Here is a 21,995-nt window from a genome sequence, read left to right on the forward strand (position 1 = left end):
GCTAGAGTGGCGCCACTTTTTTTTCGGGGATATGCCACTGTGTGGGAACTGGTTCAAGCCGGCGGCTGGATGATGCTGCCGATCATTCTGAGTTCGATCGCCGCCACCGCCATCGTCGCGGAGCGCCTGTGGACGCTGCGCAAGAGCCGCGTCGCGCCGCCCGAGCTGCTCGGCCAGGTGTGGAAGCAGATCAAGGGCAAGCAACTGAGCGCCCAGAAGCTCAAGGACCTGCGCGCCAACTCGCCGCTGGGAGAGATCCTCGCCGCCGGTCTGGCCAACTCCAAGCACGGTCGCGAGATCATGAAGGAGTGCATTGAGGAGGCTGCTTCCGGTGTCATCCACGAGCTGGAGCGCTACCTCAACGCCCTCGGCACCATCGCCGCGATGGCGCCGCTGCTGGGCCTGCTGGGTACGGTGTTCGGCATGATCCAGATCTTCGGCGCCTTCATGGACAACGGCATGGCCAACTCGCCGATGCTCGCCGCGGGCATCTCCAAGGCATTGATCACCACCGCCGCCGGCCTGCTGGTGGCGATTCCGGCGGTGTTCTTCCATCGCTACCTGCTGCGGCGGGTCGACGAACTGGTGATCGCCATGGAGCAGGAGGCCATCAAGCTGGTGGAAGTGGTGCAGGGCGATCGTGAAGTCGACTACGTCGAGGAAGGCAAAGCGTGAAATTCCGCCGCAGACGGGCGGGTGCCGCCCGTGAAGACGTCTTCATCAACCTGGCGTCGCTGATCGACGTGATCTTCGTCCTGCTGCTGTTCTTCGTGGTCAGTACCACCTTCACCCGCCCCGAGCAGCTCAACATCGAGCTGCCATCGGCGGAGAGCGGCGAAACCGCCGGCACCGAGCAGAAGCAACTGGAACTCTCGGTGGATGCCGAGGGGCACTACGCCTTGAACGGGCAGGCGCTGGCCAAGAGCGACCTGGCCACCCTGATGGCGGCGATGCAGCGTGAATCGGCGGGCGACAACAACCTGCCGGTGGTGATCAGCGCCGATGCCAAGTCCACCCACCAGTCGGTGGTCACGGCGATGGACGCAGCGGGCAAGCTGGGCTTCGTCCACCTGCGCATCACCACGGTCGAGAACACGGCGGCCAAGCCCTGATGTCGTTCTCCGAGCGGCTGCTCGCCGCCTGGTACCAGGGGCATCCGGCGCTGGCGTTGCTGCGTCCGCTGGAGGCTCTCTATCGCCGGGTGGCGAACGGCCGCCGGGCGGACTTCCTGTCCGGGCGCAAGCCCGCCTATCGGGCGCCGCTGCCGGTGCTGGTGGTAGGCAACATCACCGTCGGCGGAACCGGCAAGACGCCGATGATCCTCTGGATGATCGAGCACTGCAGGGCTCGCGGCTTGCGGGTTGGCGTGATCAGCCGCGGCTATGGTGCCCGGCCGCCCACCACGCCGTGGCGGGTGCGGGCCGAGCAGGACGCCGCGGAGGCCGGCGACGAACCGCTGATGATCGTCCGGCGCAGCGGCGTGCCGCTGATGATCGACCCGGATCGTCCGCGCGCCCTGCAGGCGCTGCTCGCCGAAGAGCAGTTGGACCTGGTCCTCTGCGACGATGGCTTGCAGCACTATCGCCTGGCGCGCGATCTGGAGCTGGTGCTGATCGATGCCGCGCGCGGTCTCGGCAATGGTCGTTGCCTGCCGGCCGGTCCGTTGCGCGAGCCGGCGGAGCGTCTGCAAAGCGTCGACGCGCTGCTTTACAACGGCGCCGACGAGGATCCTGACGGCGGTTACGCATTCCGCTTGCAGCCTACTGCGCTGATCAACCTGCAGAGCGGCGAGCGCCGACCGCTGGAGCATTTTCCCGCGGGCCAGGAAGTCCACGCCCTGGCCGGGATCGGCAATCCGCAGCGTTTCTTCAGGACGCTCGAGGCGCTACACTGGCGGGCGATTCCGCATGCCTTCCCGGATCACGCGACCTACACGGCGGCCGAACTGGCGTTCAGCCCGCCGCTGCCGCTGCTGATGACCGAGAAGGATGCCGTTAAATGCCGGGCTTTCGCAGCGGCCGACTGGTGGTACCTGGCGGTCGATGCGGTGCCTTCCCCTGCATTCGTCGCCTGGTTCGACGCCCGACTCGAGCATCTCCTGGCGCGCTGACCGGCGGCCGTGCCGCCATTGTATGAAGGACTCCGCCATGGACCCGAAACTCCTCGATATTCTTGCCTGCCCGTTGACCAAGGGCCCGCTGGTGCTCAGCGAAGACAAGACCGAACTGATCAGCAAGCAGGCCGGCCTGGCCTATCCGATCCGCGACGGCATCCCGGTGATGCTGGAGAGCGAGGCTCGCTCCCTGAACGTGGACGAGCGGCTGGACAAGTAATGACCCAGGCGTTCACTGTCGTCATTCCCGCCCGCTACGCCTCTACTCGTCTGCCCGGCAAGCCATTGCAGGATATCGCCGGCCAGCCAATGATCCAGCGTGTCTGGAATCAGGCCCGCAAGAGCGCCGCCAGCCGCGTGGTCGTCGCCACCGACGACGAACGCATCCTGGCGGCGTGCCAGGGGTTCGGCGCCGAGGCGCTGCTGACGCGTGCCGAGCACAACTCCGGCACCGATCGCCTGGAGGAAGTCGCTTCCCGGCTCGGCCTGGCCAGCGATGCCATCGTGGTCAACGTCCAGGGCGACGAGCCGCTGATCCCCCCGGCGCTCATCGACCAGGTGGCGGCCAACCTGGCGGCTCACCCGGAGGCCGCCATCGCTACCCTGGCCGAGCCGATCCATGAAGTCTCCGCGCTGTTCAATCCGAACGTGGTCAAGGTCGCCACCGACATCGACGGCCTGGCCTTGACTTTCAGTCGTGCGCCCTTGCCCTGGGCTCGCGACGCCTTCGCCCGCGATCGCGACAGCCTGCCGGAGGGCGTGCCCTATCGTCGCCACATCGGCATCTACGCCTATCGCGTGGGTTTCCTTGCCGATTTCGTCGCCTGGGGACCGTGCTGGCTGGAGAACGCCGAAAGCCTCGAGCAATTGCGCGCGCTCTGGCACGGGGTGCGAATCCATGTGGCCGATGCCCGCGAAACCATGCTTCCGGGCGTGGATACGCCGGAAGACCTCGAACGCGTTCGCCGCGTGCTGGGGGGCTGATGCGCGTCCTGTTCGTCTGCCTGGGCAACATCTGCCGGTCGCCCACCGCCGAAGGCGTGTTCCGGCGCAAGGTCGAGGAGGCCGGGCTGGCCTCCCGTATCCATGTCGATTCCGCCGGCACCGCCGGCTGGCATGTCGGCAAGGCACCTGACCAGCGCACCCGCCTGGCCGCGCAAAGGCGCGGCTACGATCTGTCGGCACTGCGTGGACGCCAGGTCGGCATCGAGGATTTCTCCTGCCATGACCTGATCCTGGCCATGGACCTGTCCAACCTGGCCGACCTCGAGACCCTGCGTGCCGGGCGCGGTGCCGCCGAGCTGGATCTGTTCCTGCGTCGCTACGGATCCGAGCGGGACGAAGTACCCGATCCCTACTATGGCGGCGAAGAAGGCTTCGAGCAGGTCCTCGACCTGATCGAACATGCCTGCGACCGTCTGTTGATCGAAGCCAAGGGGCGACTGTGAGCCTGGAACTGCAAGAGCATTGCTCGCTGAAGCCCTATAACACCTTCGGCATCGACGTGCGCGCCCGCCTGCTGGCCCACGCCCGGGACGAGGCTGATGTGCGCGAAGCCCTGGCCCTGGCTCGGGAGCGTGGATTGCCGCTGCTGGTGATCGGTGGTGGCAGCAACCTGCTGCTGACCCGTGACGTCGAGGCGCTGGTATTGCGCATGGCCAGCCAGGGGCGGCGAATTGTTTCCGATGCCGCGGATTCGGTGCTGGTCGAGGCGGAGGCGGGCGAGGCCTGGGACCCATTCGTGCAATGGAGCCTGGAACGGGGCCTGGCCGGTCTGGAAAATCTCAGCCTGATTCCCGGCACCGTGGGTGCGGCGCCGATGCAGAACATCGGCGCCTATGGCGTGGAGCTGAAGGACGTCTTCGACAGTCTGACGGCGCTGGATCGCCAGGATGGAACCCTACGTGAGTTCGATCGCCAGGCCTGCCGTTTCGGCTACCGCGATAGCCTGTTCAAGCAGGAGCCGGATCGCTGGCTGATCCTCCGCGTGCGCCTGCGCCTGACGCGGCGGGAGAGGCTGCACCTGGACTACGGGCCGGTACGCCAGCGCCTGGAGGAGGAGGGCATCGCCAGTCCGACGGCCAGGGACGTAAGCCGGGTAATCTGCGCCATTCGCCGGGAAAAGCTGCCCGACCCCGCCGTATTGGGCAATGCCGGCAGCTTCTTCAAGAACCCGCTGGTGGATGCGGCGCAGGCCGAACGCTTGCGTCAGGCCTTCCCGGATCTGGTCGGCTATCCGCAGGCGGACGGTCGGCTGAAGCTGGCTGCAGGCTGGCTCATCGACAAGGGTGGCTGGAAGGGTTTCCGCGATGGCCCGGTGGGGGTACACGCGCAGCAGGCGCTGGTCCTGGTCAACCATGGCGGTGCCACCGGTGCCCAAGTCCAGGCATTGGCGGAGCGTATCCAGGAGGACGTCCGTCGGCGTTTCGGCGTCGAATTGGAGCCTGAACCCAATCTCTACTGAGGGTGCGGCTGGAGAATGAAAAAGGGATGCCGGCGGCATCCCTTTTTCATTGTGCGTGTTCGGCGGCTCTGGTCATGACGGGCGGTATGCCGGAGTGCCGCGGAATGACACGCAAAAAAGGGGATGCCATGGCATCCCCTTTTTTCAGTCTGTCACTCAGGCATGCGGGCGCGAGGTTTCGCTTTCCTCGGTCTTTTTCGCGTGCTCCGTGTCGGTGGCGTCTTCGCCGGAAGCTTCAGGCTCGGCCTGTACCGCTTCCTGGGCTTCGTCCGCCTGGGACGGAACGTCGGCCTGGGCGATTTCTTCAGCCTGGGGTGCAGCAGGTTCCTCCTGGACCGACGCTTCCTCGCTCGCTACAGCCGGGATCTCCTCGACGGCGGGAGCGGCCTGAGCTGCCGCTTCGGCTGCTGCTGCGGCTTCGCGTGCCAGACGCTCGGCTTCGCGTTGCAGGCGACGTTTTTCCCGTGGGTCGTTGAGGGCACGGCCAGTCGCGTTGGCCGGCACCGCCGCGATGGCCGGGGTCGGCTCCTCGGTGGCTGCGGGCTCGCTAGGGGCTGCTACTTCGACGGGCACCGGGGCGGCAACTTCTTCGGCCGCTTCCGTTGCCGGTTGCACGGCGCTCTCGGTGTCTTCGCGGCTTTCCACGCTTTCGCTGGCGAAGGGAGCTTCTTCAGTGACTTGCGCGACCAGCAGGGTGCTCTGGTCGGCTTCGTCCCGGACCACGCTGACGGTCACCGGCGCTTCGATGTCGGCGGTTTCGCCGGCATTGGCCTCGCTGTCCGCGCCCTGGGTTTCGACGGCTTCGCTGGTCGGCGCGTCGGTTTCATCGCTTGCCGTGGTTTCGCTGGCAGCCTCGCTGGTAGTGGCCGGGGCTTGCTCCACGTTTGCTTCTACGGCTTCGCTGGCGACAGCGATACCGGCAGCAGCGGCGGCTGCGACGGTGTTCAGCGGCGCGGCGGCGTTATCGGTCGCCTCGCTGCCTTCCAGTTCGCCGCTGACCTCGCGCTGGCGTTCGCGGCGGTTGCTGCGACGACGCTGGCCGCGGGAGCGGCGGCGCGGGCGCTCGCCATCGGTATCGTCCTGCTCGTCCTGCTCCAGGCTCTCGTCGTTCGGCAGCGCCTCGGCTTCCAGGGCCGCGGCGTCGCGAGCCTGGCGATCCTCGCGCGGCTGGCGCTCTTCGCGGGCCGGGCGCTCGGCGCGTTCTTCACGGCCTTCGCGGGGTTGGCGCTCTTCGCGAGCCGGGCGTTCGGCGCGCTCTTCGCGGCGGCGTTCGCTGCGTTCCTCGCGACCTTCGCGGCCTTCGCGCGGCTGGCGTTCTTCGCGGGGCGTCCGCTCGGCGCGCTCTTCACGGCCTTCGCGCGGCTGGCGCTCCTCGCGAGCCGGGCGCTCGGCGCGCTCTTCGCGGCGGCGTTCGCTGCGCTCTTCGCGATTCGGGCGTTCGGCGCGCTCTTCGCGCGGTTGACGTTCTGCGCGTTCCTCGCGGGGCTTGCGCTCTTCGTCGCGGCGATTGCCATCGCGGCCATCGCGGCGGCGGTTCTGCTGGCGGCCGTTGCGACGCTCGTCCTGGCGGGTTTGGCGCTCGGCAGCCGGCTTGCTGGTTTCAGCAGGCTTGGCGGCAGGTTGATCCTTGCCTGCGAACAGGCCGACCAGGGACTTCACCAGGCCCTGGAACAGGCTCGGCTCGGGCATCGGCTTGGCCGGCTCGACCGGTGCTTCGGTGTGTTGCGGTGCGGGCTGCTGGGGAGCGACGGTCTTGACTGCTGCTTCCTGGCGGACCAGGGTGCGGGTCGAGCTGACCGGCTGGGCTTCTTCGTGCTCGACGGTGGCCATTTCGTAGCTGGTCTGGCCGGCAACCAGTTCGGGGCTGTCATCGCGCAGACGCTGGACTTCGAAATGCGGGGTTTCCAGATGATCGTCCGGCAGGATGAAGATGCGCGCGCGGGTACGCAGTTCGATCTTGGTGATGGCGTTGCGCTTCTCGTTGAGCAGGAAGGCGGCGACCTGGAAGGGCACGCGGGCGCGGACTTCCGCGGTGCGGTCCTTCAGGGCTTCTTCCTCGATCAGGCGCAGGATGGCCAGCGACAGCGACTCGACATCGCGGATGATGCCCTGGCCGTTGCAGCGCGGGCAGACGATGCCGCTGGTCTCGCCGAGGGACGGACGCAGGCGCTGGCGGGACATTTCCAGCAGGCCGAAGCGCGAGATGCGACCGACCTGGACGCGCGCGCGGTCGGCCTCGAGGGCTTCGCGGACACGCTCTTCCACGGCGCGCTGGTTCTTCGCCGGGGTCATGTCGATGAAGTCGATGACGATCAGGCCGCCGATGTCACGCAGGCGCAGCTGGCGGGCGATTTCCTCGGCCGCTTCCAGGTTGGTCTGCAGGGCGGTTTCCTCGATGTCGCCGCCCTTGGTGGCGCGCGCCGAGTTGATGTCGATGGAAACCAGGGCCTCGGTCGGGTCGATGACGATGGAGCCGCCGGACGGCAGCTTCACTTCACGCTGGAAGGCGGTCTCGATCTGGCTCTCGATCTGGAAGCGATTGAACAGCGGAACGCTGTCCTGGTACAGCTTCACCTTGCTGGCGTACTGCGGCATCACCTGGCGGATGAAGTTCAGGGCTTCTTCCTGGGCGTCGATGCTGTCGATCAGCACTTCGCCGATGTCCTGGCGCAGGTAGTCGCGGATGGCGCGGATGATGACGTTGCTTTCCTGGTAGATCAGGAAGGGCGCGCCACGTTCGCCGGACGCTTCCTTGATCGCGCTCCACAGTTGCAGCAGGTAGTCGAGGTCCCACTGCAGTTCCTCAGTGCTGCGGCCGAGGCCGGCGGTGCGCACGATCAGGCCCATGTCGGCCGGTGCGTTGAGGCCGTTCAGGGCCTCGCGCAGCTCGTTGCGCTCTTCGCCTTCGATACGGCGGGAGATGCCGCCGGCGCGCGGGTTGTTCGGCATCAGCACCAGGTAACGGCCGGCCAGGCTGATGAAGGTGGTCAGGGCGGCGCCCTTGTTGCCGCGCTCTTCCTTCTCGACCTGGACGATGACTTCCTGGCCTTCGCTCAGGACTTCCTTGATGTTGATCCGGCCTTCGGGGGATTTCTTGAAGTATTCGCGGGAGATTTCTTTGAGGGGGAGGAAGCCGTGGCGTTCGGCGCCGAAGTCGACGAAGGCGGCTTCGAGGCTGGGTTCGACGCGAGTGATGCGGCCTTTGTAGATGTTGGCCTTCTTCTGCTCGCGGGCGCCCGACTCGATGTCGAGGTCGAACAGGCGTTGGCCGTCGACCAGTGCAACACGCAACTCCTCGGGTTGAGTCGCGTTGATCAGCATTCTTTTCATGTAGTACCAATGGTTTCCGGGGCTACCGGAAACGGCGATCGGCACACACGACTCTCACGGTCGGTGCTCGGGCGCGTATTCAGGAATGGCGGGCCATTCCCGTGTCCAGCGGCGCTCGGCACTGGGTGCCGGTCCGCGACTACGTCTCCTGCTTCCTGTGTTTCAGAAGCACTTGAGTCAGGAGGAGGAATCGGCTGTCGGAGGCGGACGAAAAATGCGTCTGGATCAAGCTAGAAGCTACGCAGTCCAACAGCCGTACATCTCCACCCTACACATGTTCCTTAAGAATCGGGCGCCGCTCGCAGTATCCGGAGCGGGTTGGCATCTCGCGCTCACCGAAGTGGTCGCGGCTCATGTTTCAAGGCTTTGGTTTCGAGTCGTTAGCGGGTTGGAAATTTTCGTATTTCCGCTGAAACGCCTCTGTAGGACGGCCTGACGTCCGTTCAAAGTGTTTGCAGGCGAGGGGGAAATGCAGGTTGGCAATCATCCGCAGGCCAGGCCGCTTATGGCGGCTTCCCGACTATAGCAGCAATGATTAAGTGCTTCAATTGAATGAAAAATTGTTATGATGTACGGATGACTACTCCCGCCTCTCCGACCACCGGTGTCCAGCTGCTCGATGTGCCGCCGGAACTGGCTGGTCAACGTATCGACAATTTCCTTATCGCCCGTCTCAAGGGTGCGCCCAAGACCCTGATCTATCGCATCCTGCGTAAGGGCGAAGTGCGCGTGAACAAGGGGCGGATCAAGCCCGACTATCGGCTCCAGGCCGGAGACCAGGTGCGCGTGCCGCCGCTGCGCCTGGCCGAGCGCGATGAGCCGGCGCCGCTGGCGCAGGGGCTGCTGGAGCGGATGGAGGCGGCGATCGTCTACGAGGACAAGGCGCTGATCGTGGTCAACAAGCCCGCCGGGATCGCCGTGCATGGCGGCAGCGGCGTGAGCGCCGGGGTCATCGAGGTGTTTCGCCAGTTGCGCCCCGATGCCAAGGATATCGAATTGGTGCATCGTCTCGATCGCGATACCTCCGGTCTGCTGATGATCGCCAAGAAGCGCAGCATGTTGCGTCACCTGCATGAGGCCCTGCGGGGCGAGAAGATCGTCGACAAGCGCTATCACGCCCTGGTCCGTGGCCACTGGCCGGCTGGCAAGAAGAACGTGCGCGCGCCGCTGCTGAAGAACAACCTGCGTTCGGGCGAGCGGATGGTCGAGGTGAACGTCGAGGGCAAGGACGCGCTGACCGAGTTCCGGGTGCTGCGTCGCTTCGGCGATTTCGCCACCCTGGTGGAAGCGCGCCCGATCACCGGGCGGACCCACCAGATCCGCGTGCATGCCAAGCACGCCGGGCATGCCATCGCCGGCGACCCGAAGTATGGCGACGAGGATTTCTCCCGCGAGATCCGCGAGCTGGGCGGCAAGCGCCTGTTCCTGCATGCCGCGCAGTTGCGCGTGCCGCTGCCCGACGGGCAGGTGCTGGAGCTGGAGGCGCCGGTGGACGAGATGTGGCAGCGTTCGCTGGAGCGTTTGAATGACTGACTACGCGTTGCTGGTATTCGATTGGGACGGCACCCTGGTCGACTCGATCGCGCGCATCGTCGATTCGATGAAGGCAGCGGCGCGGGAAACCGCTCTGCCGGAGCGGGACGATACCCGGATCAAGGGCATCATCGGCCTCGGCTTGCCCGAGGCGATCGCTTCGCTCTATCCGGAGGTTGGCGATCCTGCTCTGGTCGAGCGTTTCCGGCGTGCCTACAGCGAGCATTACCTGGCGCAGGAGGCGCAGCCGTCGCGGTTGTTCCCCGGCGTGGCCGAAGCCATGGTGCATTTTCGCGAGGCCGGGTTCCGCCTGGCGGTCGCCACCGGCAAGAGTCGGCGCGGCCTGGACCGGGTGCTGGCGGGGCATGGCTGGAGCGATTTCTTCGATATCACCCGCTGCGCCGACGAAACGGCCAGCAAGCCGGACCCGTTGATGCTCCACGAGATCCTGGCGCACTGCCGGGTCGAGCCGGGGCGGGCGCTGATGATCGGTGATTCGCCGTTCGACCTGGAAATGGCGCGACGGGCGGGGATGGATTCGGTTGCGGTGGCCTATGGCGCCCAATCGCTGGAGCAGTTGCGGCCTTATGCGCCGCGGCTGGAAGTTGAGCATTTCACCGAGTTGCGCGCCTGGTTGGGCGGTGCTCGACGTGAGGCGGTTTCAGGAGTGGTTGAGCATGTCTGACGAGTGGAAGTCGGAAACGCCGAAGGCGAATGACGACAAGAGCTGGAAGCTGCTGGAGAAGGCGGTCCTCGCCGGGGTCCAGGAGCAGCGGCGGGCGCGGCGCTGGGGGATATTCTTCAAGTCGCTGACCTTCATCTATCTCTTTGTCGTGCTGCTGGCCTTCAGTCCGTTCGGCAGCCTGGAGAAGTCGGCCTCGCGCAGCGGTAGCCACACGGCGCTGATCGAGGTGAAGGGCATGATCGCCGACGATGAGCCGGCCAGTGCCGACAATATCGTCACGGCCTTGCGCGCGGCGTTCAAGGATGAGGGTACCAAGGGGATCGTCCTGCGGATCAACAGTCCGGGCGGCAGTCCGGTGCAGTCGGGCTATATCTATGACGAGATTCGTCGCCTGCGCGGCGAGCACCCGAACGTCAAGGTCTATGCGGTGATCAGCGACCTGGGTGCCTCCGGCGCCTACTACATCGCCAGCGCCGCCGACCAGATCTACGCTGACAAGGCCAGTCTGGTCGGTTCCATCGGCGTGACGGCGGCCAGCTTCGGTTTCGTCGGCACCATGGAGAAGCTCGGTGTCGAGCGACGCGTCTATACCTCCGGCGAGCACAAGTCGTTCCTCGATCCTTTCCAGCCGCAAAAGCCCGAGGAGACCCAGTTCTGGCAGCAGGTGCTGGATACCACCCACAAGCAGTTCATCGACAGCGTGAAAAAAGGGCGCGGCGACCGGCTCAAGGTCGAGGGGCATCCGGAGCTGTTCTCGGGTCTGGTCTGGTCCGGCGAACAGGCATTGCAGCTCGGTTTGATCGACGGTCTGGGCAATGCCAGCTATGTGGCGCGCGAAGTGGTGAAGGAGAAGAAGATCGAGGACTACACCGTGCAGGAGTCGCCGTTCGATCGCTTCGCCAAGAAGTTCGGTGCCAGTGTGGCGGAGCGCCTCGCGCTTTGGATGGGCTGGCAGGGGCCGGTACTGCGCTGAGAGCGTTTCCCTTCCTTATATAAAGAAGCCCGGCTGAAGCCGGGCTTCTTTATATGGGAATGCCGGATATGGGAATGCCGGCTCAGGGGATTTCGACGCCTTCCTCGAGGAGCATGTCGACCAGGCGGATCAGCGGCAGGCCCACCAGGCTGGTGGCGTCCTCTCCTTCGGTGGCGCGGAACAGGCTGACGCCCAGGCCTTCCGCCTTGAAGCTGCCGGCGCAGTCCAGCGGGCGTTCCGCTTCGACGTAGCGGCGGATGCGGCTCTCGTCGAGGTGGCGGAAGTGCACGGTGAACGGCACGCATGCCACCTGGATGCGCCGGCTGGCGCTGTTGAGGAGGGCCAGTCCGGTGAGGAAGGTCACGCTCTTGCCGCTGGCGTCCCGTAGCTGCTGGATGGCGCGTTCGGGGGTGTGCGGCTTGCCGAGGATGTCGCCATCGAGTACGGCGACCTGGTCGGAGCCGATCACCAGGTGTTGCGGATAGCGTCCGGCCAGCGCTTCGGCCTTGCTGGCGGAAAGGCGGCGCACCAGTTCCTCGGCACTTTCCCCGGGGCGATGGCTTTCGTCGATATCGGGGCTGGCGCTTTCGAAGGGAAGGCGCAGGCGGGTCAGGAGTTCGCGTCGGTAGGGGGAGCTGGAGGCGAGGATCAGGTCGGGCATGAGGTTCTCCGTGGCGAGCGGCCGATTTTAACGAAAAGACTCGTCCTTACAGCGGTTTATGGCTAATTTCCTTTGACAGGCGCGGGGGCGTCCCTATAATGGCGCGCTTATGTTGAATGGGCCGATTCCACCTCATATCGATCCGCGCAAGTTGGTCGACCGCGGCGCCACCCTCGAGGGTGTGTACGCGCTCGCCGATATGCCGCGTGTATGCGAGCAACTGACCAGCGATGCCGGTGAGGTGCGCGTGAAGGTTTCCTTCGAGCGCGACCACCAGAAGCTGGCGGTCATGCATATGCAGCTCGATACCGAGGTGAGCATGGTATGCCAACGCTGCCTGGATGCGGCGGCCATTCCCGTGCATGGCGAATATACCTACGCCATTCTTCGGGAAGGTCAGTCCGCCGACGGTCTGCCGAAGGGGTACGATGCGCTGGAAGTGGGGGAGGAACCCCTGGACCTGCTGGCGCTGGTCGAGGACGAGCTGTTGCTCGCCTTACCCATCGTTCCGGCCCATGACCCCGAAGTATGTCAGCACCCGGCTGGATTCGTCGTCGAAGACGAGCCGGAGTCGAGCGAAGTCGAGGACAAGCGTCCTAATCCGTTCAGCGTACTGGCACAGTTGAAGCGTGACCCAAACGTTTAGGAGTTAATCAATCATGGCTGTTCAGCAGAACAAAAAGTCTCGTTCCGCTCGTGACATGCGTCGTTCCCACGATGCGCTCGAGTCCAATGCTCTGTCCGTGGAAAAGAGCACCGGTGAAGTCCACCTGCGCCACCACGTATCCCCGGACGGCTTCTATCGCGGCCGTAAGGTAGTAGACAAGGGCTCCGACGAGTAATCCTTGTCCGCACCAATCATCGCGATTGATGCAATGGGTGGGGACTTCGGTCCCCACTGCGTTGTTCCGGCCTCTATTGCCTTCCTGGCCGAGAATTCCTCTTCGCAACTGATCCTCGTCGGTCAGCCTGCCCTCCTCGAAGAACTGCTTTCCCGCTATCCGTCGCTCGACCGGCAGCGCCTGCGCGTGCATGCGGCCAGCGAAGTGATAGGTTCAGACGAACGTCCCTCCCAGGCCTTGCGTGGCAAGCCGGACGCTTCCATGCGCGTGGCGCTGGAGCTGGTCCGCGACGGCCGGGCGCACGCGTGCGTCAGCGCCGGCAATACCGGGGCGTTGATGGCGCTGTCGCGGCACCTGCTGAAGACCCTGCCCGGTATCGACCGCCCTGCGATGGTGACGGCGGTTCCGACCGAGAAGGGGCATTGTCATCTGCTCGACCTTGGCGCCAACGTGGATTGCAGTGCCGAGCATCTCTACCAGTTCGCGGTGATGGGCGCAGTGGCGGCAGAGGCCTTGGGCTGCGTCTCGCCCCGGGTCGCCCTGCTCAACGTGGGGACCGAGGAGATCAAGGGCAACCAGCAGGTCAAGCTGGCGGCGAGCCTGTTGCAGAAGGCCCAGGGGTTGAATTTCAGCGGATATATAGAGGGCGATGGCCTGTATCGCGGCGAGGCCGACGTGGTGGTCTGCGACGGTTTCGTCGGCAACATCCTGCTGAAGGCCAGCGAAGGCCTGGCTGCCATGGTGTCGGCGCGGATCGAACAGCGCTTCCGCGATGGACTGGCGGCGAAGCTGGTCGGTGCGCTGGCGTTGCCGCTGCTGCGCCGGCTGCGCGGCGATATCGCTCCGGCACGCTATAACGGCGCCAGTTTCCTCGGATTGCAGGGGATAGTGGTGAAAAGCCATGGGTCTGCCGCCGAGGAGGGTTTCCAGAGCGCCTTGCGTCGCGCGGCACTGGAAGTCCGGGAAAACCTGCCGCAACGATTGCATGGCCGTCTCGAGCATCTGCTGCTCTAATGTGTGACCGGGCGGTCCAGGCAGCCATCCAACACTCAGTTTCCTGCGCCAGTCGCGGCTGGCGCGTTATCTCTGACGAGCAAAAGACCACAAGGGACCTATTCAATGTCTGCATCCCTCGCATTCGTCTTCCCCGGCCAGGGTTCGCAATCCCTCGGCATGCTGGCCGAGCTGGGCGCCCAGCAGGCGCTGGTGCGCGATACCTTCGCCGAGGCCTCCGAGGCGCTCGGTTACGACCTTTGGGCGCTGGTCCAGAATGGTCCTGAAGAGCGCCTGAACCAGACCGACAAGACCCAGCCGGCCATCCTCACGGTTTCGATCGCGCTCTGGCGCCTCTGGCTGGCCGAGGGCGGTGCGCGCCCGGCGTTCGTCGCCGGGCACAGCCTGGGCGAATATTCCGCGCTGGTCGCGGCCGAAAGCCTGGCGTTCGCCGATGCGGTCAAGCTGGTCGAGCGTAGGGGCCAACTGATGCAGCAGGCGGTTCCGGCGGGGCAGGGCGGCATGGCCGCGATCCTTGGCCTGGAAGACGCCGATGTATTGGCGGCCTGTGCCGAGGCGGCCCAGGGCGAGGTGGTCAGCGCGGTCAACTTCAACGCGCCGGGGCAGGTAGTGATCGCCGGTGCCGCGGCTGCCGTTGAGCGTGCCATCGAGGCATGCAAGGCACGCGGCGCCAGGCGCGCGGTGGCGCTGCCGGTCAGCGTGCCGTCGCATTGCGAGCTGATGCGTCCGGCCGCCGAGCGGTTCGCCGCCTCGGTCGAAAGCCTGCAGTGGCAGGCGCCGAAGATTGCGCTGGTGCAGAACGTCAGCGCCGCCGTGCCGGCTGATCTCGATACGCTGCGCCGCGACCTGCTGGCACAGCTGTACAGCCCGGTTCGCTGGGTGGAGAGCATCCAGCTGCTGGCGGAAAAGGGCGTCACCGAGCTGGTCGAGTGCGGGCCGGGCAAGGTCCTGGCAGGCCTCAACAGGCGCTGCGCGAAGGGCATCAATACCCATGGCCTGGATGGCGTCGAGGCGTTCGCCGCCACGCGCGCCGCCCTGGCCTGAGAGAGAAAGGAGAGAATCCCATGAGTCTGCAAGGTAAGGTCGCATTGGTAACCGGCGCCAGCCGTGGCATCGGCCAGGCGATTGCGCTGGAACTGGGGCGCCTGGGTGCCGTGGTCATCGGCACCGCGACCAGCGCGTCCGGCGCCGAGAAGATCGCCGAAACCCTCAAGGCCAATGGCGTCGAGGGTGCGGGCCTGGTCCTGGACGTTTCCAGCGACGAATCCGTAGCCGCGACCCTGGAGCACATCCAGCAGCATCTCGGCCAACCGCTGATCGTGGTCAATAACGCCGGCATCACCCGCGATAATCTGCTGGTGCGCATGAAAGACGACGAGTGGTTCGATGTGGTCAACACCAACCTGAACAGTCTCTACCGTCTGTCGAAAGCCGTTCTGCGCGGTATGACCAAGGCCCGCTGGGGGCGCATCATCAACATCGGTTCCGTGGTCGGCGCCATGGGCAATGCCGGGCAAACCAACTATGCCGCGGCGAAGGCCGGCCTGGAGGGCTTCACCCGTGCGCTGGCCCGGGAAGTCGGTTCGCGTGCCATTACCGTGAATGCGGTGGCGCCGGGCTTCATCGACACCGACATGACCCGCGAGCTGCCGGAAGCCCAGCGCGAAGCGCTGCTGGGCCAGATTCCGCTGGGTCGCCTGGGGCAGGCGGAAGAGATCGCCAAGGTGGTCGGCTTCCTCGCTTCGGACGGCGCAGCCTATGTGACCGGGGCCACCGTGCCGGTCAATGGTGGGATGTACATGAGCTGAATGTGACGTTACCTTTCTCGGGTCTGTCATAAGCGCTGTCTAGAATTCGTTGCGGAATTGCAGCCGGGTTATTAGATAGAATTATCGAAGTGGCCGTGGGAAGGTGAGGCGTTCAGCTTGAAAAGCAGAAAACCCTTTCTATACACTTACCCGCAGCCCAGCTGCTCGGATTTTCCATAGGAGTGAAAACAAGGTATGAGCACCATCGAAGAACGCGTTAAGAAGATCGTCGCTGAACAACTCGGCGTGAAGGAAGAAGAAGTCACCAACAGCGCTTCCTTCGTCGAAGACCTGGGCGCCGACTCCCTTGACACCGTCGAGCTGGTGATGGCTCTGGAAGAGGAATTCGAGACCGAAATCCCTGACGAGAAAGCTGAAAAGATCACCACCGTTCAGGAAGCCATCGACTACATCGTTGCTCACCAGCAATAAGTAGTCGTCGGATTTTCCGACGTGGAAAAGCCGCACAGCCTGTAAGGGCGTGCGGCTTTTCTTTAGCGCCTTACCTACTCTGGTAGTCTGTCGGCGCAACCCCGTGAAATGAGAAAGAGGAAGTCGTAGTGTCGCGTAGACGCGTCGTCATTACTGGCATGGGCATGCTGTCGCCGCTGGGCCTGGATGTCCCGAGCAGTTGGGAAGGTATTCTCGCCGGTCGCAGCGGGATCGCCCCGATCGAGCATATGGACCTGTCCGCCTATTCCACCCGCTTCGGTGGTTCGGTCAAGGGTTTCAATGTCGAGGAATACCTGTCCGCCAAGGAAGCCCGCAAGCTCGACCTGTTCATCCAGTACGGTCTCGCCGCCAGCTTCCAGGCCGTTCGCGATTCCGGCCTGGAGGTCACCGACGCCAATCGTGAGCGTATCGGCGTATCCATGGGTTCCGGTATCGGCGGCCTGACCAATATCGAGAACAACTGCCGATCCCTGTTCGAGCAGGGGCCGCGGCGCATCTCGCCGTTCTTCGTGCCCGGTTCGATCATCAACATGGTTTCCGGCTTCCTGTCGATCCACCTGGGTCTGCAGGGGCCCAACTACGCCCTCACCACCGCCTGCACCACCGGTACCCACAGCATCGGCATGGCTGCTCGCAACATCGCCTATGGCGAGGCCGACGTGATGGTCGCCGGCGGTTCCGAAATGGCTGCCTGCGGTCTCGGCCTGGGCGGTTTCGGCGCGGCTCGCGCGCTCTCCACTCGCAACGACGAGCCGACCCGTGCCAGCCGTCCGTGGGACCGGGATCGCGACGGCTTCGTCCTGTCCGACGGTTCCGGCGCCCTGGTGCTCGAAGAACTGGAGCACGCCCGTGCCCGCGGCGCGCGGATCTATGCCGAGCTGGTTGGCTTCGGCATGAGCGGCGACGCTTTCCACATGACCGCGCCGCCGGAAGACGGCGCCGGTGCCGCCCGCTGCATGAAGAACGCGCTGCGCGATGCCGGCCTGGATCCTCGTCAGGTCGATTACATCAACGCCCATGGCACCTCCACCCCGGCCGGCGACATCGCCGAGATCGCCGCGGTGAAGAGCGTGTTCGGCGAGCATGCCCATGCGCTGTCGATGAGTTCGACCAAGTCGATGACCGGCCACCTGTTGGGTGCCGCCGGTGCGGTGGAGGCGATCTTCAGCGTGCTGGCCCTGCGCGACCAGGTCGCCCCACCGACCATCAACCTGGACAACCCGGACGAAGGTTGCGACCTCGACCTGGTGGCCCACGAAGCCAAGCCGCGCAAGATCGACGTGGCCCTGTCGAACTCGTTCGGTTTCGGCGGGACCAACGGCACCCTGGTGTTCCGCAGGTTCGCCGACTGATGCTGGACTGGGTCGACGGCCGGCCCGCCGCCGAGCTGTCCGTGCGCGATCGCGGACTGGCCTATGGCGACGGGCTGTTCGAGACCCTGGCGGTGCGCGCCGGCACGCCGCGTCTCCTGGAACGCCACCTGGCGCGCCTGGAAGAGGGGTGTCGACGCCTGGCGATCCCTCTCGACGCCGCAGCGTTGCGCCAGGAGTTGCTGGCGTTCTGCGCGGCGCTGGGCGACGGTGTCGCCAAGCTGATCGTCACCCGCGGCGAGGGTTTGCGTGGCTACGCGCCGCCTGCCGAGGCCTCGCCGCGGCGAATCCTCTCCGGATCGCCGCGTCCGGCCTATCCCGAGCGCCACTGGCAGCAAGGCGTGCGCCTGTTCGCCTGCCGTACGCGCCTGGCCGAGCAGCCCCTGCTGGCCGGCCTCAAGCACCTCAATCGCCTGGAGCAGGTCCTCGCCCGTGCCGAGTGGAGCGACGCCCGGCATGCCGAAGGGCTCATGCTGGACGTGCACGAGCGGGTGGTGGAGGGGGTGTTCAGCAACCTGCTGCTGGTTCTCGACGGCACCCTCGTGGCGCCTGACCTGCGGCGCTGCGGCGTCGCGGGAGTGATGCGCGCGGAATTGCTCGAGCGCGCCGAAGGAATCGGCGTCCCGCTGGCGATACGGGATGTTTCCATGGCTGAACTGGCGACGGCCGACGAGGTCTTTCTGTGCAACAGCCAGTTCGGCATCTGGCCGGTCCGGGCATTGGACGAGCACGTCTGGCCGGTCGGCGAGCTGACCCGTAAACTGCAAGACCAACTTCGCGACGACCTGGATTTCTGACTTTGATGCGCAAACTGCTGGTGCTGCTGGAGAGTGGCCTGTTGTTCGTTGGCCTCTGCGTCGGCCTGGCTGCATGGCAGCAGCAGCGGGCGCTGGAGCAGCCCCTGCAATTGACCGAGGAGCGCCTGCTGGACGTTTCCTCGGGCTCCACGCCGGGCGGCATGCTCGCGCGTCTGGAGCAGGAAGAGGTGCTCCATGGCGCGTTCTGGCTGCGCCTCTACTGGCGTTTCAACCTGCCGGGCCAGGCCCTGCACAGCGGTGAATACCGCCTCTTGCCGGGGATGACGGGCGCCGACCTGCTGGAACTCTGGCGTGAAGGCGAGGTGGTGCAGTACAGCCTGACCCTGGTCGAGGGCTGGAGTTTCCGCCAGGTGCGCGAAGCGCTCGCCAGGCAGGGCAAGCTGGAGCAGACCCTGGCCGGCCTGAGCGACGGCGAGATCATGCAACGCCTCGGCAAGCCCGACGAAGTGGCCGAAGGGCGCTTCTTCCCCGATACCTACCGCTACACCCGTGGCATGCGCGACATCGACATACTGCGCAAGGCCTACCAGCGCATGCAGACCATCCTCGCCAAGGAATGGGATGGCCGCAGCCAGGATCTGCCTTATCGCGACGCCTACCAGGCGCTGATCATGGCCTCGCTGGTGGAAAAGGAAACCGGCGTGCCGGAAGAGCGTTCGCAGATCGCCGGCGTCTTCGTCCGCCGCCTGCAGCGCGGCATGCTGTTGCAGACCGATCCGACGGTGATCTATGGCATGGGCGAGCGCTACAACGGCAAGATCACCCGCGCCGACCTGCGCGAACCGACCCCTTACAATACCTATGTGGTGCCGGGCATGCCGCCGACCCCGATCGCCCTGGCCGGGCGCGAGGCGATTCGCGCCGCGCTGCATCCGGCCGAGGGCGAGACCCTGTATTTCGTGGCGCGCGGCGATGGCAGCCACGTGTTCTCCAGCAGCCTGGACGAACACAACAAGGCGGTCCGCGAGTATCAGTTGAAGCGTCGCTCGGACTATCGCTCCAGCCCCGCGCCCATCACCCCGCCGCCACAATGAGCGGCGCAGCCAAGATAAGGAGTGCCGTGTGACCGGCCTGTTCGTCACCCTGGAGGGCCCGGAAGGGGCCGGCAAGAGCACCAACCGCGACTACCTGGCCGAGCGCCTGCGCGAGCGCGGCATCGAGGTGCAGTTGACCCGCGAGCCTGGCGGCACGCCTCTCGCCGAGCGCATCCGTGAGCTGCTGCTGGCGCCCAGCGACGAGCCGATGGCCGCCGATACCGAGCTGTTGCTGATGTTCGCCGCGCGGGCCCAGCATATCGCCGGGGTCATCCGTCCGGCACTGGCGCGCGGGGCCGTGGTGCTCTGCGATCGCTTCACCGATGCCACCTATGCCTACCAGGGCGGCGGGCGCGGCTTGCCGGAGGCGCGCATCGCCGCGCTGGAAAGCTTCGTCCAGGGCGACCTGCGGCCCGACCTCACGCTGGTCTTCGACCTGCCGGTGGAAATCGGCCTGGCGCGGGCGGCGGCGCGTGGCCGGCTCGACCGTTTCGAGCAGGAGGACCGACGCTTCTTCGAGGCCGTGCGTCAGACCTACCTGCAGCGCGCCGCGCAGGCCCCGGAGCGTTACCAGGTGCTCGACGCCGGGTTGCCGCTGGCCGAGGTGCAGGCTGGCCTGGATCGGCTGCTGCCGAATCTGCTGGAGCGTCTGAATGGCTGATATCTATCCCTGGCAGCAGGCGCTCTGGAGCCAACTGGGCGGCCGCGCCCAGCACGCCCACGCCTATCTGCTCTACGGTCCCGCCGGGATCGGCAAGCGCGCCCTGGCCGAGCATTGGGCCGCCCAGCTGCTCTGCCAGCGGCCCGCCGCCGCTGGCGCATGCGGCGAGTGCAAGGCCTGCCAGTTGCTGGCCGCCGGTACTCATCCGGACTACTTCGTGCTGGAGCCGGAGGAAGCGGAGAAACCGATCCGGGTCGACCAGGTCCGCGACCTGGTTGGCTTCGTGGTGCAGACCGCGCAACTGGGCGGGCGCAAGGTCGTGTTGCTCGAGCCCGCCGAGGCGATGAACGTGAATGCCGCCAACGCCCTGTTGAAAAGCCTCGAAGAGCCCTCGGGCGATACCGTGCTGCTGCTGATCAGCCACCAGCCCAGCCGCCTGTTGCCGACCATCAAGAGCCGCTGCGTGCAGCAGGCCTGCCCTTTGCCGGGTGCGGCGGCGAGTCTGGAATGGCTGGCGCGGGCCCTGCCCGACGAGCCGGCCGAGGCCCTGGAGGAACTGTTGGCGCTTTCCGGCGGCTCGCCGCTCACCGCCCAGCGCCTGCACGGCCAGGGTGTGCGCGAGCAGCGCGCGCAGGTGGTCGAGGGGGTGAAGAAGCTGCTCAAGCAGCAGATCACCGCCAGCCCACTGGCCGAAAGCTGGAACAGCGTGCCGCTGCCATTGCTGTTCGACTGGTTCTGCGACTGGACGCTGGGCATCCTGCGCTACCAGTTGACCCGCGACGAGGAGGGGCTGGGGCTGGCCGACATGCGCAAGGTGATCCAGTACCTGGGCGACAAGTCCGGGCAGGCCAAGGTGCTGGCCATGCAGGACTGGCTGCTGCAACAGCGGCAGAAAGTGTTGAACAAGGCCAACCTCAACCGTGTCCTGCTTCTCGAAGCCCTGCTGGTGCAGTGGGCAAGCCTGCCCGGGCCGGGCTAGAATCCCGCTGATATTCGACTGGCAGGAACCTGCATGAGTTTGCCACCCAATCTGGGGCCGCGTAACGGCATCCTGTCCTTGACCATCAAGGACAAGTCCGTGCTTTACGCCGCCTACATGCCGTTCATCAGGAACGGCGGGCTGTTCATTCCCACCAACAAGAACTACAAGCTTGGCGACGAGGTCTTCATGCTGCTCAACCTGATGGAAGAGCCGGAGAAGATCCCGGTGGCCGGCAAGGTCGTCTGGATCACCCCGAAGGGCGCTCAGGGCAACCGTGCGGCGGGCATCGGCGTGCAGTTCAACGACGGTGACAACACCGCCCGCAACAAGATCGAAACCTACCTGGCTGGGGCGCTGAAGTCGGACCGGCCGACCCACACGATGTAACGCTAGACAGGATCATGCTGGTCGATTCCCACTGCCACCTCGATCGCCTCGACCTGGCCGCCCATGGCGGCTCGCTCGATGCGGCGCTGGATGCCGCGCGAGCGCGTGGCGTCGGTCAATTCCTCTGCATCGGCGTCAGCGCCGACAATGCCCAGGCGGTGAAGGCCCTGGCCGAGCGCTATGCCGACGTGCACTGTTCGGTCGGCGTGCACCCGCTGGACCTGGAGCCCGGAAGCGCGCCAGCGCTGGACTGGCTGCTAGGCGAACTGGCGCATCCGCGGGTGGTGGCGATCGGCGAGACCGGCCTCGACTACCACTACGAACCGGAAGCCGCCGAGTTGCAGCAGGAGGCGTTTCGCCTGCACCTGGAAGCCGCGCGGATCACCGCCAAGCCAGTGATCGTGCACACCCGCGAGGCGCGCGCCGATACGCTGGCGCTGCTGCGCGAGGCGGCGTTGCCGCAGGCCGGCGTGCTGCATTGCTTCACCGAGGACTGGGAGATGGCGCGATCGGCGCTGGACCTGGGCTTCTACATTTCCCTGTCCGGCATCGTCACCTTCCGCAATGCCGATGCCCTGCGCGAGGTGGCTCGCCAGGTACCGGCCGACCGCCTGCTGGTGGAGACCGACTCGCCCTACCTGGCGCCGATTCCCCATCGCGGCAAGCCGAACCTGCCGGAATACGTGCGCGATGTCGCCGAATTCCTCGCGACGTTGCGTGGCGTCAGCCTGGAAACCCTGGCGGAGCAGACTACCGCCAATTTCCATCGGCTGTTTCCGTTGGCCCGCTAGGCCGACAAACGGATAAAAAAAACCCGGGTTCTGGGGGATGAATCCGGGTCAAGACCATTAGGAGTGGAACAAAGGT

25 protein-coding genes are annotated in these 21,995 nt (G+C 65.7%); 23 read left to right on the forward strand and 2 right to left on the reverse strand.

All coding sequences use genetic code 11. The annotated features are described in order from the left end of the window. Positions 1-39 precede the first annotated feature (39 nt). Genes VQ067_RS10625 through murB form a run of 7 tightly spaced genes read left to right on the forward strand, consistent with a single transcriptional unit; the run spans position 40 to position 4,577 of the window. Positions 40-675 (forward strand): MotA/TolQ/ExbB proton channel family protein, encoded by a 636-nt coding sequence (locus tag VQ067_RS10625; RefSeq protein ID WP_003091163.1) that lies wholly within the window; start codon positions 40-42, stop codon positions 673-675. Then, a complete protein-coding gene (locus tag VQ067_RS10630) occupies positions 672-1,112 on the forward strand; it encodes an ExbD/TolR family protein (RefSeq protein ID WP_003091161.1) in 441 nt (146 codons plus the stop codon). Before VQ067_RS10625 ends, VQ067_RS10630 begins: the two co-directional genes overlap by 4 nt. Further along, entirely contained in the window at positions 1,112-2,110 is a 999-nt protein-coding gene (gene lpxK / locus VQ067_RS10635; protein WP_003130692.1) for a tetraacyldisaccharide 4'-kinase, read from the forward strand. Before VQ067_RS10630 ends, lpxK begins: the two co-directional genes overlap by 1 nt. A gap of 37 nt (positions 2,111-2,147) precedes the next feature. Beyond that, positions 2,148-2,333, forward strand: a complete 186-nt coding sequence (locus tag VQ067_RS10640) for a Trm112 family protein (protein WP_003091157.1) — start codon at positions 2,148-2,150, stop codon at positions 2,331-2,333. Next, complete coding sequence (kdsB, locus tag VQ067_RS10645; RefSeq protein WP_003091155.1) at positions 2,333-3,097, forward strand: 3-deoxy-manno-octulosonate cytidylyltransferase; 765 nt, start codon at positions 2,333-2,335, stop codon at positions 3,095-3,097. The genes VQ067_RS10640 and kdsB overlap by 1 nt, the downstream gene beginning before the upstream one ends. After that, positions 3,097-3,561 carry a low molecular weight protein-tyrosine-phosphatase gene (locus tag VQ067_RS10650; protein ID WP_003091154.1) on the forward strand — a complete coding sequence of 155 codons (465 nt, stop codon included), beginning with the start codon at positions 3,097-3,099 and terminating at the stop codon, positions 3,559-3,561. Before kdsB ends, VQ067_RS10650 begins: the two co-directional genes overlap by 1 nt. After that, positions 3,558-4,577, forward strand: a complete 1,020-nt coding sequence (murB, locus tag VQ067_RS10655) for a UDP-N-acetylmuramate dehydrogenase (RefSeq protein ID WP_003124431.1) — start codon at positions 3,558-3,560, stop codon at positions 4,575-4,577. Before VQ067_RS10650 ends, murB begins: the two co-directional genes overlap by 4 nt. 156 nt (positions 4,578-4,733) lie before the next feature. On the opposite strand, the gene rne is transcribed toward murB, so the two are convergent. Next, the gene (gene rne / locus VQ067_RS10660) at positions 4,734-7,907 is read right to left on the reverse strand and encodes a ribonuclease E (protein ID WP_033990805.1); all 3,174 of its coding nucleotides are present in this window, start codon (positions 7,905-7,907) and stop codon (positions 4,734-4,736) included. Between the two features lie 576 nt (positions 7,908-8,483). Between rne and rluC the strand changes: the two genes are divergently transcribed. From rluC to sppA, 3 genes are read left to right on the forward strand one after another with little or no spacing between them, the layout of a single operon-like run. Further along, positions 8,484-9,440 (forward strand): 23S rRNA pseudouridine(955/2504/2580) synthase RluC, encoded by a 957-nt coding sequence (gene rluC / locus VQ067_RS10665; protein WP_003104143.1) that lies wholly within the window; start codon positions 8,484-8,486, stop codon positions 9,438-9,440. Beyond that, positions 9,433-10,125, forward strand: a complete 693-nt coding sequence (locus tag VQ067_RS10670) for an HAD-IA family hydrolase (protein WP_003091148.1) — start codon at positions 9,433-9,435, stop codon at positions 10,123-10,125. The genes rluC and VQ067_RS10670 overlap by 8 nt, the downstream gene beginning before the upstream one ends. Next, complete coding sequence (gene sppA, locus VQ067_RS10675) at positions 10,118-11,098, forward strand: signal peptide peptidase SppA (protein ID WP_003091146.1); 981 nt, start codon at positions 10,118-10,120, stop codon at positions 11,096-11,098. The genes VQ067_RS10670 and sppA overlap by 8 nt, the downstream gene beginning before the upstream one ends. Positions 11,099-11,180: 82 nt before the next feature. Here the strand turns inward: sppA and VQ067_RS10680 are convergent, their stop codons facing one another. After that, positions 11,181-11,759 (reverse strand): Maf family protein, encoded by a 579-nt coding sequence (locus VQ067_RS10680; protein WP_003110197.1) that lies wholly within the window; start codon positions 11,757-11,759, stop codon positions 11,181-11,183. A gap of 109 nt (positions 11,760-11,868) precedes the next feature. Between VQ067_RS10680 and VQ067_RS10685 the strand changes: the two genes are divergently transcribed. The 13 genes from VQ067_RS10685 (at position 11,869) to VQ067_RS10745 (ending at position 21,919) form a co-directional block, all read left to right on the forward strand. Further along, a complete protein-coding gene (locus VQ067_RS10685; RefSeq protein ID WP_003091144.1) occupies positions 11,869-12,405 on the forward strand; it encodes a YceD family protein in 537 nt (178 codons plus the stop codon). 13 nt (positions 12,406-12,418) lie between these two features. After that, positions 12,419-12,601 (forward strand): 50S ribosomal protein L32, encoded by a 183-nt coding sequence (gene rpmF, locus VQ067_RS10690; RefSeq protein ID WP_003091143.1) that lies wholly within the window; start codon positions 12,419-12,421, stop codon positions 12,599-12,601. Between the two features lie 3 nt (positions 12,602-12,604). Beyond that, the gene (plsX, locus tag VQ067_RS10695; protein ID WP_071533934.1) at positions 12,605-13,615 is read left to right on the forward strand and encodes a phosphate acyltransferase PlsX; all 1,011 of its coding nucleotides are present in this window, start codon (positions 12,605-12,607) and stop codon (positions 13,613-13,615) included. 105 nt (positions 13,616-13,720) lie between these two features. Further along, a complete protein-coding gene (gene fabD / locus VQ067_RS10700; protein ID WP_033990807.1) occupies positions 13,721-14,659 on the forward strand; it encodes an ACP S-malonyltransferase in 939 nt (312 codons plus the stop codon). A 20-nt stretch (positions 14,660-14,679) separates the two neighbouring features. Continuing rightward, complete coding sequence (gene fabG, locus VQ067_RS10705; protein WP_003091137.1) at positions 14,680-15,423, forward strand: 3-oxoacyl-ACP reductase FabG; 744 nt, start codon at positions 14,680-14,682, stop codon at positions 15,421-15,423. 195 nt (positions 15,424-15,618) lie between these two features. After that, a complete protein-coding gene (gene acpP / locus VQ067_RS10710; protein ID WP_003091135.1) occupies positions 15,619-15,855 on the forward strand; it encodes an acyl carrier protein in 237 nt (78 codons plus the stop codon). A 128-nt stretch (positions 15,856-15,983) separates the two neighbouring features. Continuing rightward, a complete protein-coding gene (gene fabF / locus VQ067_RS10715) occupies positions 15,984-17,228 on the forward strand; it encodes a beta-ketoacyl-ACP synthase II (protein ID WP_003104132.1) in 1,245 nt (414 codons plus the stop codon). Beyond that, positions 17,228-18,043 carry an aminodeoxychorismate lyase gene (gene pabC / locus VQ067_RS10720; protein ID WP_033990808.1) on the forward strand — a complete coding sequence of 272 codons (816 nt, stop codon included), beginning with the start codon at positions 17,228-17,230 and terminating at the stop codon, positions 18,041-18,043. Before fabF ends, pabC begins: the two co-directional genes overlap by 1 nt. Positions 18,044-18,048: 5 nt before the next feature. Continuing rightward, positions 18,049-19,098, forward strand: a complete 1,050-nt coding sequence (gene mltG, locus VQ067_RS10725) for an endolytic transglycosylase MltG (protein WP_003130717.1) — start codon at positions 18,049-18,051, stop codon at positions 19,096-19,098. 28 nt (positions 19,099-19,126) lie between these two features. Beyond that, entirely contained in the window at positions 19,127-19,759 is a 633-nt protein-coding gene (gene tmk, locus VQ067_RS10730) for a dTMP kinase (protein WP_003122486.1), read from the forward strand. Then, positions 19,752-20,738, forward strand: a complete 987-nt coding sequence (locus VQ067_RS10735; protein ID WP_033990809.1) for a DNA polymerase III subunit delta' — start codon at positions 19,752-19,754, stop codon at positions 20,736-20,738. The genes tmk and VQ067_RS10735 overlap by 8 nt, the downstream gene beginning before the upstream one ends. Before the next feature lie 33 nt (positions 20,739-20,771). Then, the gene (locus VQ067_RS10740; RefSeq protein ID WP_003091119.1) at positions 20,772-21,128 is read left to right on the forward strand and encodes a PilZ domain-containing protein; all 357 of its coding nucleotides are present in this window, start codon (positions 20,772-20,774) and stop codon (positions 21,126-21,128) included. Positions 21,129-21,142: 14 nt separating this feature from the next. Next, on the forward strand, positions 21,143-21,919 hold the full coding sequence (locus VQ067_RS10745) for a TatD family hydrolase (protein ID WP_003091117.1): 777 nt from the start codon (positions 21,143-21,145) through the stop codon (positions 21,917-21,919). The last annotated feature ends 76 nt before the right edge of the window (positions 21,920-21,995 follow it).

The sequence above is a fragment of the Pseudomonas sp. KBN12P06040 genome (genome assembly GCF_037574965.1).
GTDB classification, from domain to species: domain Bacteria; phylum Pseudomonadota; class Gammaproteobacteria; order Pseudomonadales; family Pseudomonadaceae; genus Pseudomonas; species Pseudomonas aeruginosa.

Bases quoted from the DNA above. Each gene is read 5' to 3' on its own strand.
- VQ067_RS10650 (WP_003091154.1), top strand. From the start codon at position 3,097: ATGCGCGTCCTGTTCGTCTGCCTGGGCAACATCTGCCGGTCGCCCACC.
- lpxK (WP_003130692.1), top strand. From the start codon at position 1,112: ATGTCGTTCTCCGAGCGGCTGCTCGCCGCCTGGTACCAGGGGCATCCG.
- rpmF (WP_003091143.1), top strand. From the start codon at position 12,419: ATGGCTGTTCAGCAGAACAAAAAGTCTCGTTCCGCTCGTGACATGCGT.
- VQ067_RS10740 (WP_003091119.1), top strand. From the start codon at position 20,772: ATGAGTTTGCCACCCAATCTGGGGCCGCGTAACGGCATCCTGTCCTTG.
- rne (WP_033990805.1), bottom strand. From the start codon at position 7,907: ATGAAAAGAATGCTGATCAACGCGACTCAACCCGAGGAGTTGCGTGTT.
- fabG (WP_003091137.1), top strand. From the start codon at position 14,680: ATGAGTCTGCAAGGTAAGGTCGCATTGGTAACCGGCGCCAGCCGTGGC.
- VQ067_RS10745 (WP_003091117.1), top strand. From the start codon at position 21,143: ATGCTGGTCGATTCCCACTGCCACCTCGATCGCCTCGACCTGGCCGCC.
- VQ067_RS10735 (WP_033990809.1), top strand. From the start codon at position 19,752: ATGGCTGATATCTATCCCTGGCAGCAGGCGCTCTGGAGCCAACTGGGC.
- VQ067_RS10685 (WP_003091144.1), top strand. From the start codon at position 11,869: ATGTTGAATGGGCCGATTCCACCTCATATCGATCCGCGCAAGTTGGTC.
- VQ067_RS10670 (WP_003091148.1), top strand. From the start codon at position 9,433: ATGACTGACTACGCGTTGCTGGTATTCGATTGGGACGGCACCCTGGTC.
- sppA (WP_003091146.1), top strand. From the start codon at position 10,118: ATGTCTGACGAGTGGAAGTCGGAAACGCCGAAGGCGAATGACGACAAG.
- acpP (WP_003091135.1), top strand. From the start codon at position 15,619: ATGAGCACCATCGAAGAACGCGTTAAGAAGATCGTCGCTGAACAACTC.
- fabD (WP_033990807.1), top strand. From the start codon at position 13,721: ATGTCTGCATCCCTCGCATTCGTCTTCCCCGGCCAGGGTTCGCAATCC.
- VQ067_RS10680 (WP_003110197.1), bottom strand. From the start codon at position 11,759: ATGCCCGACCTGATCCTCGCCTCCAGCTCCCCCTACCGACGCGAACTC.
- VQ067_RS10640 (WP_003091157.1), top strand. From the start codon at position 2,148: ATGGACCCGAAACTCCTCGATATTCTTGCCTGCCCGTTGACCAAGGGC.
- mltG (WP_003130717.1), top strand. From the start codon at position 18,049: ATGCGCAAACTGCTGGTGCTGCTGGAGAGTGGCCTGTTGTTCGTTGGC.
- kdsB (WP_003091155.1), top strand. From the start codon at position 2,333: ATGACCCAGGCGTTCACTGTCGTCATTCCCGCCCGCTACGCCTCTACT.
- rluC (WP_003104143.1), top strand. From the start codon at position 8,484: ATGACTACTCCCGCCTCTCCGACCACCGGTGTCCAGCTGCTCGATGTG.
- pabC (WP_033990808.1), top strand. From the start codon at position 17,228: ATGCTGGACTGGGTCGACGGCCGGCCCGCCGCCGAGCTGTCCGTGCGC.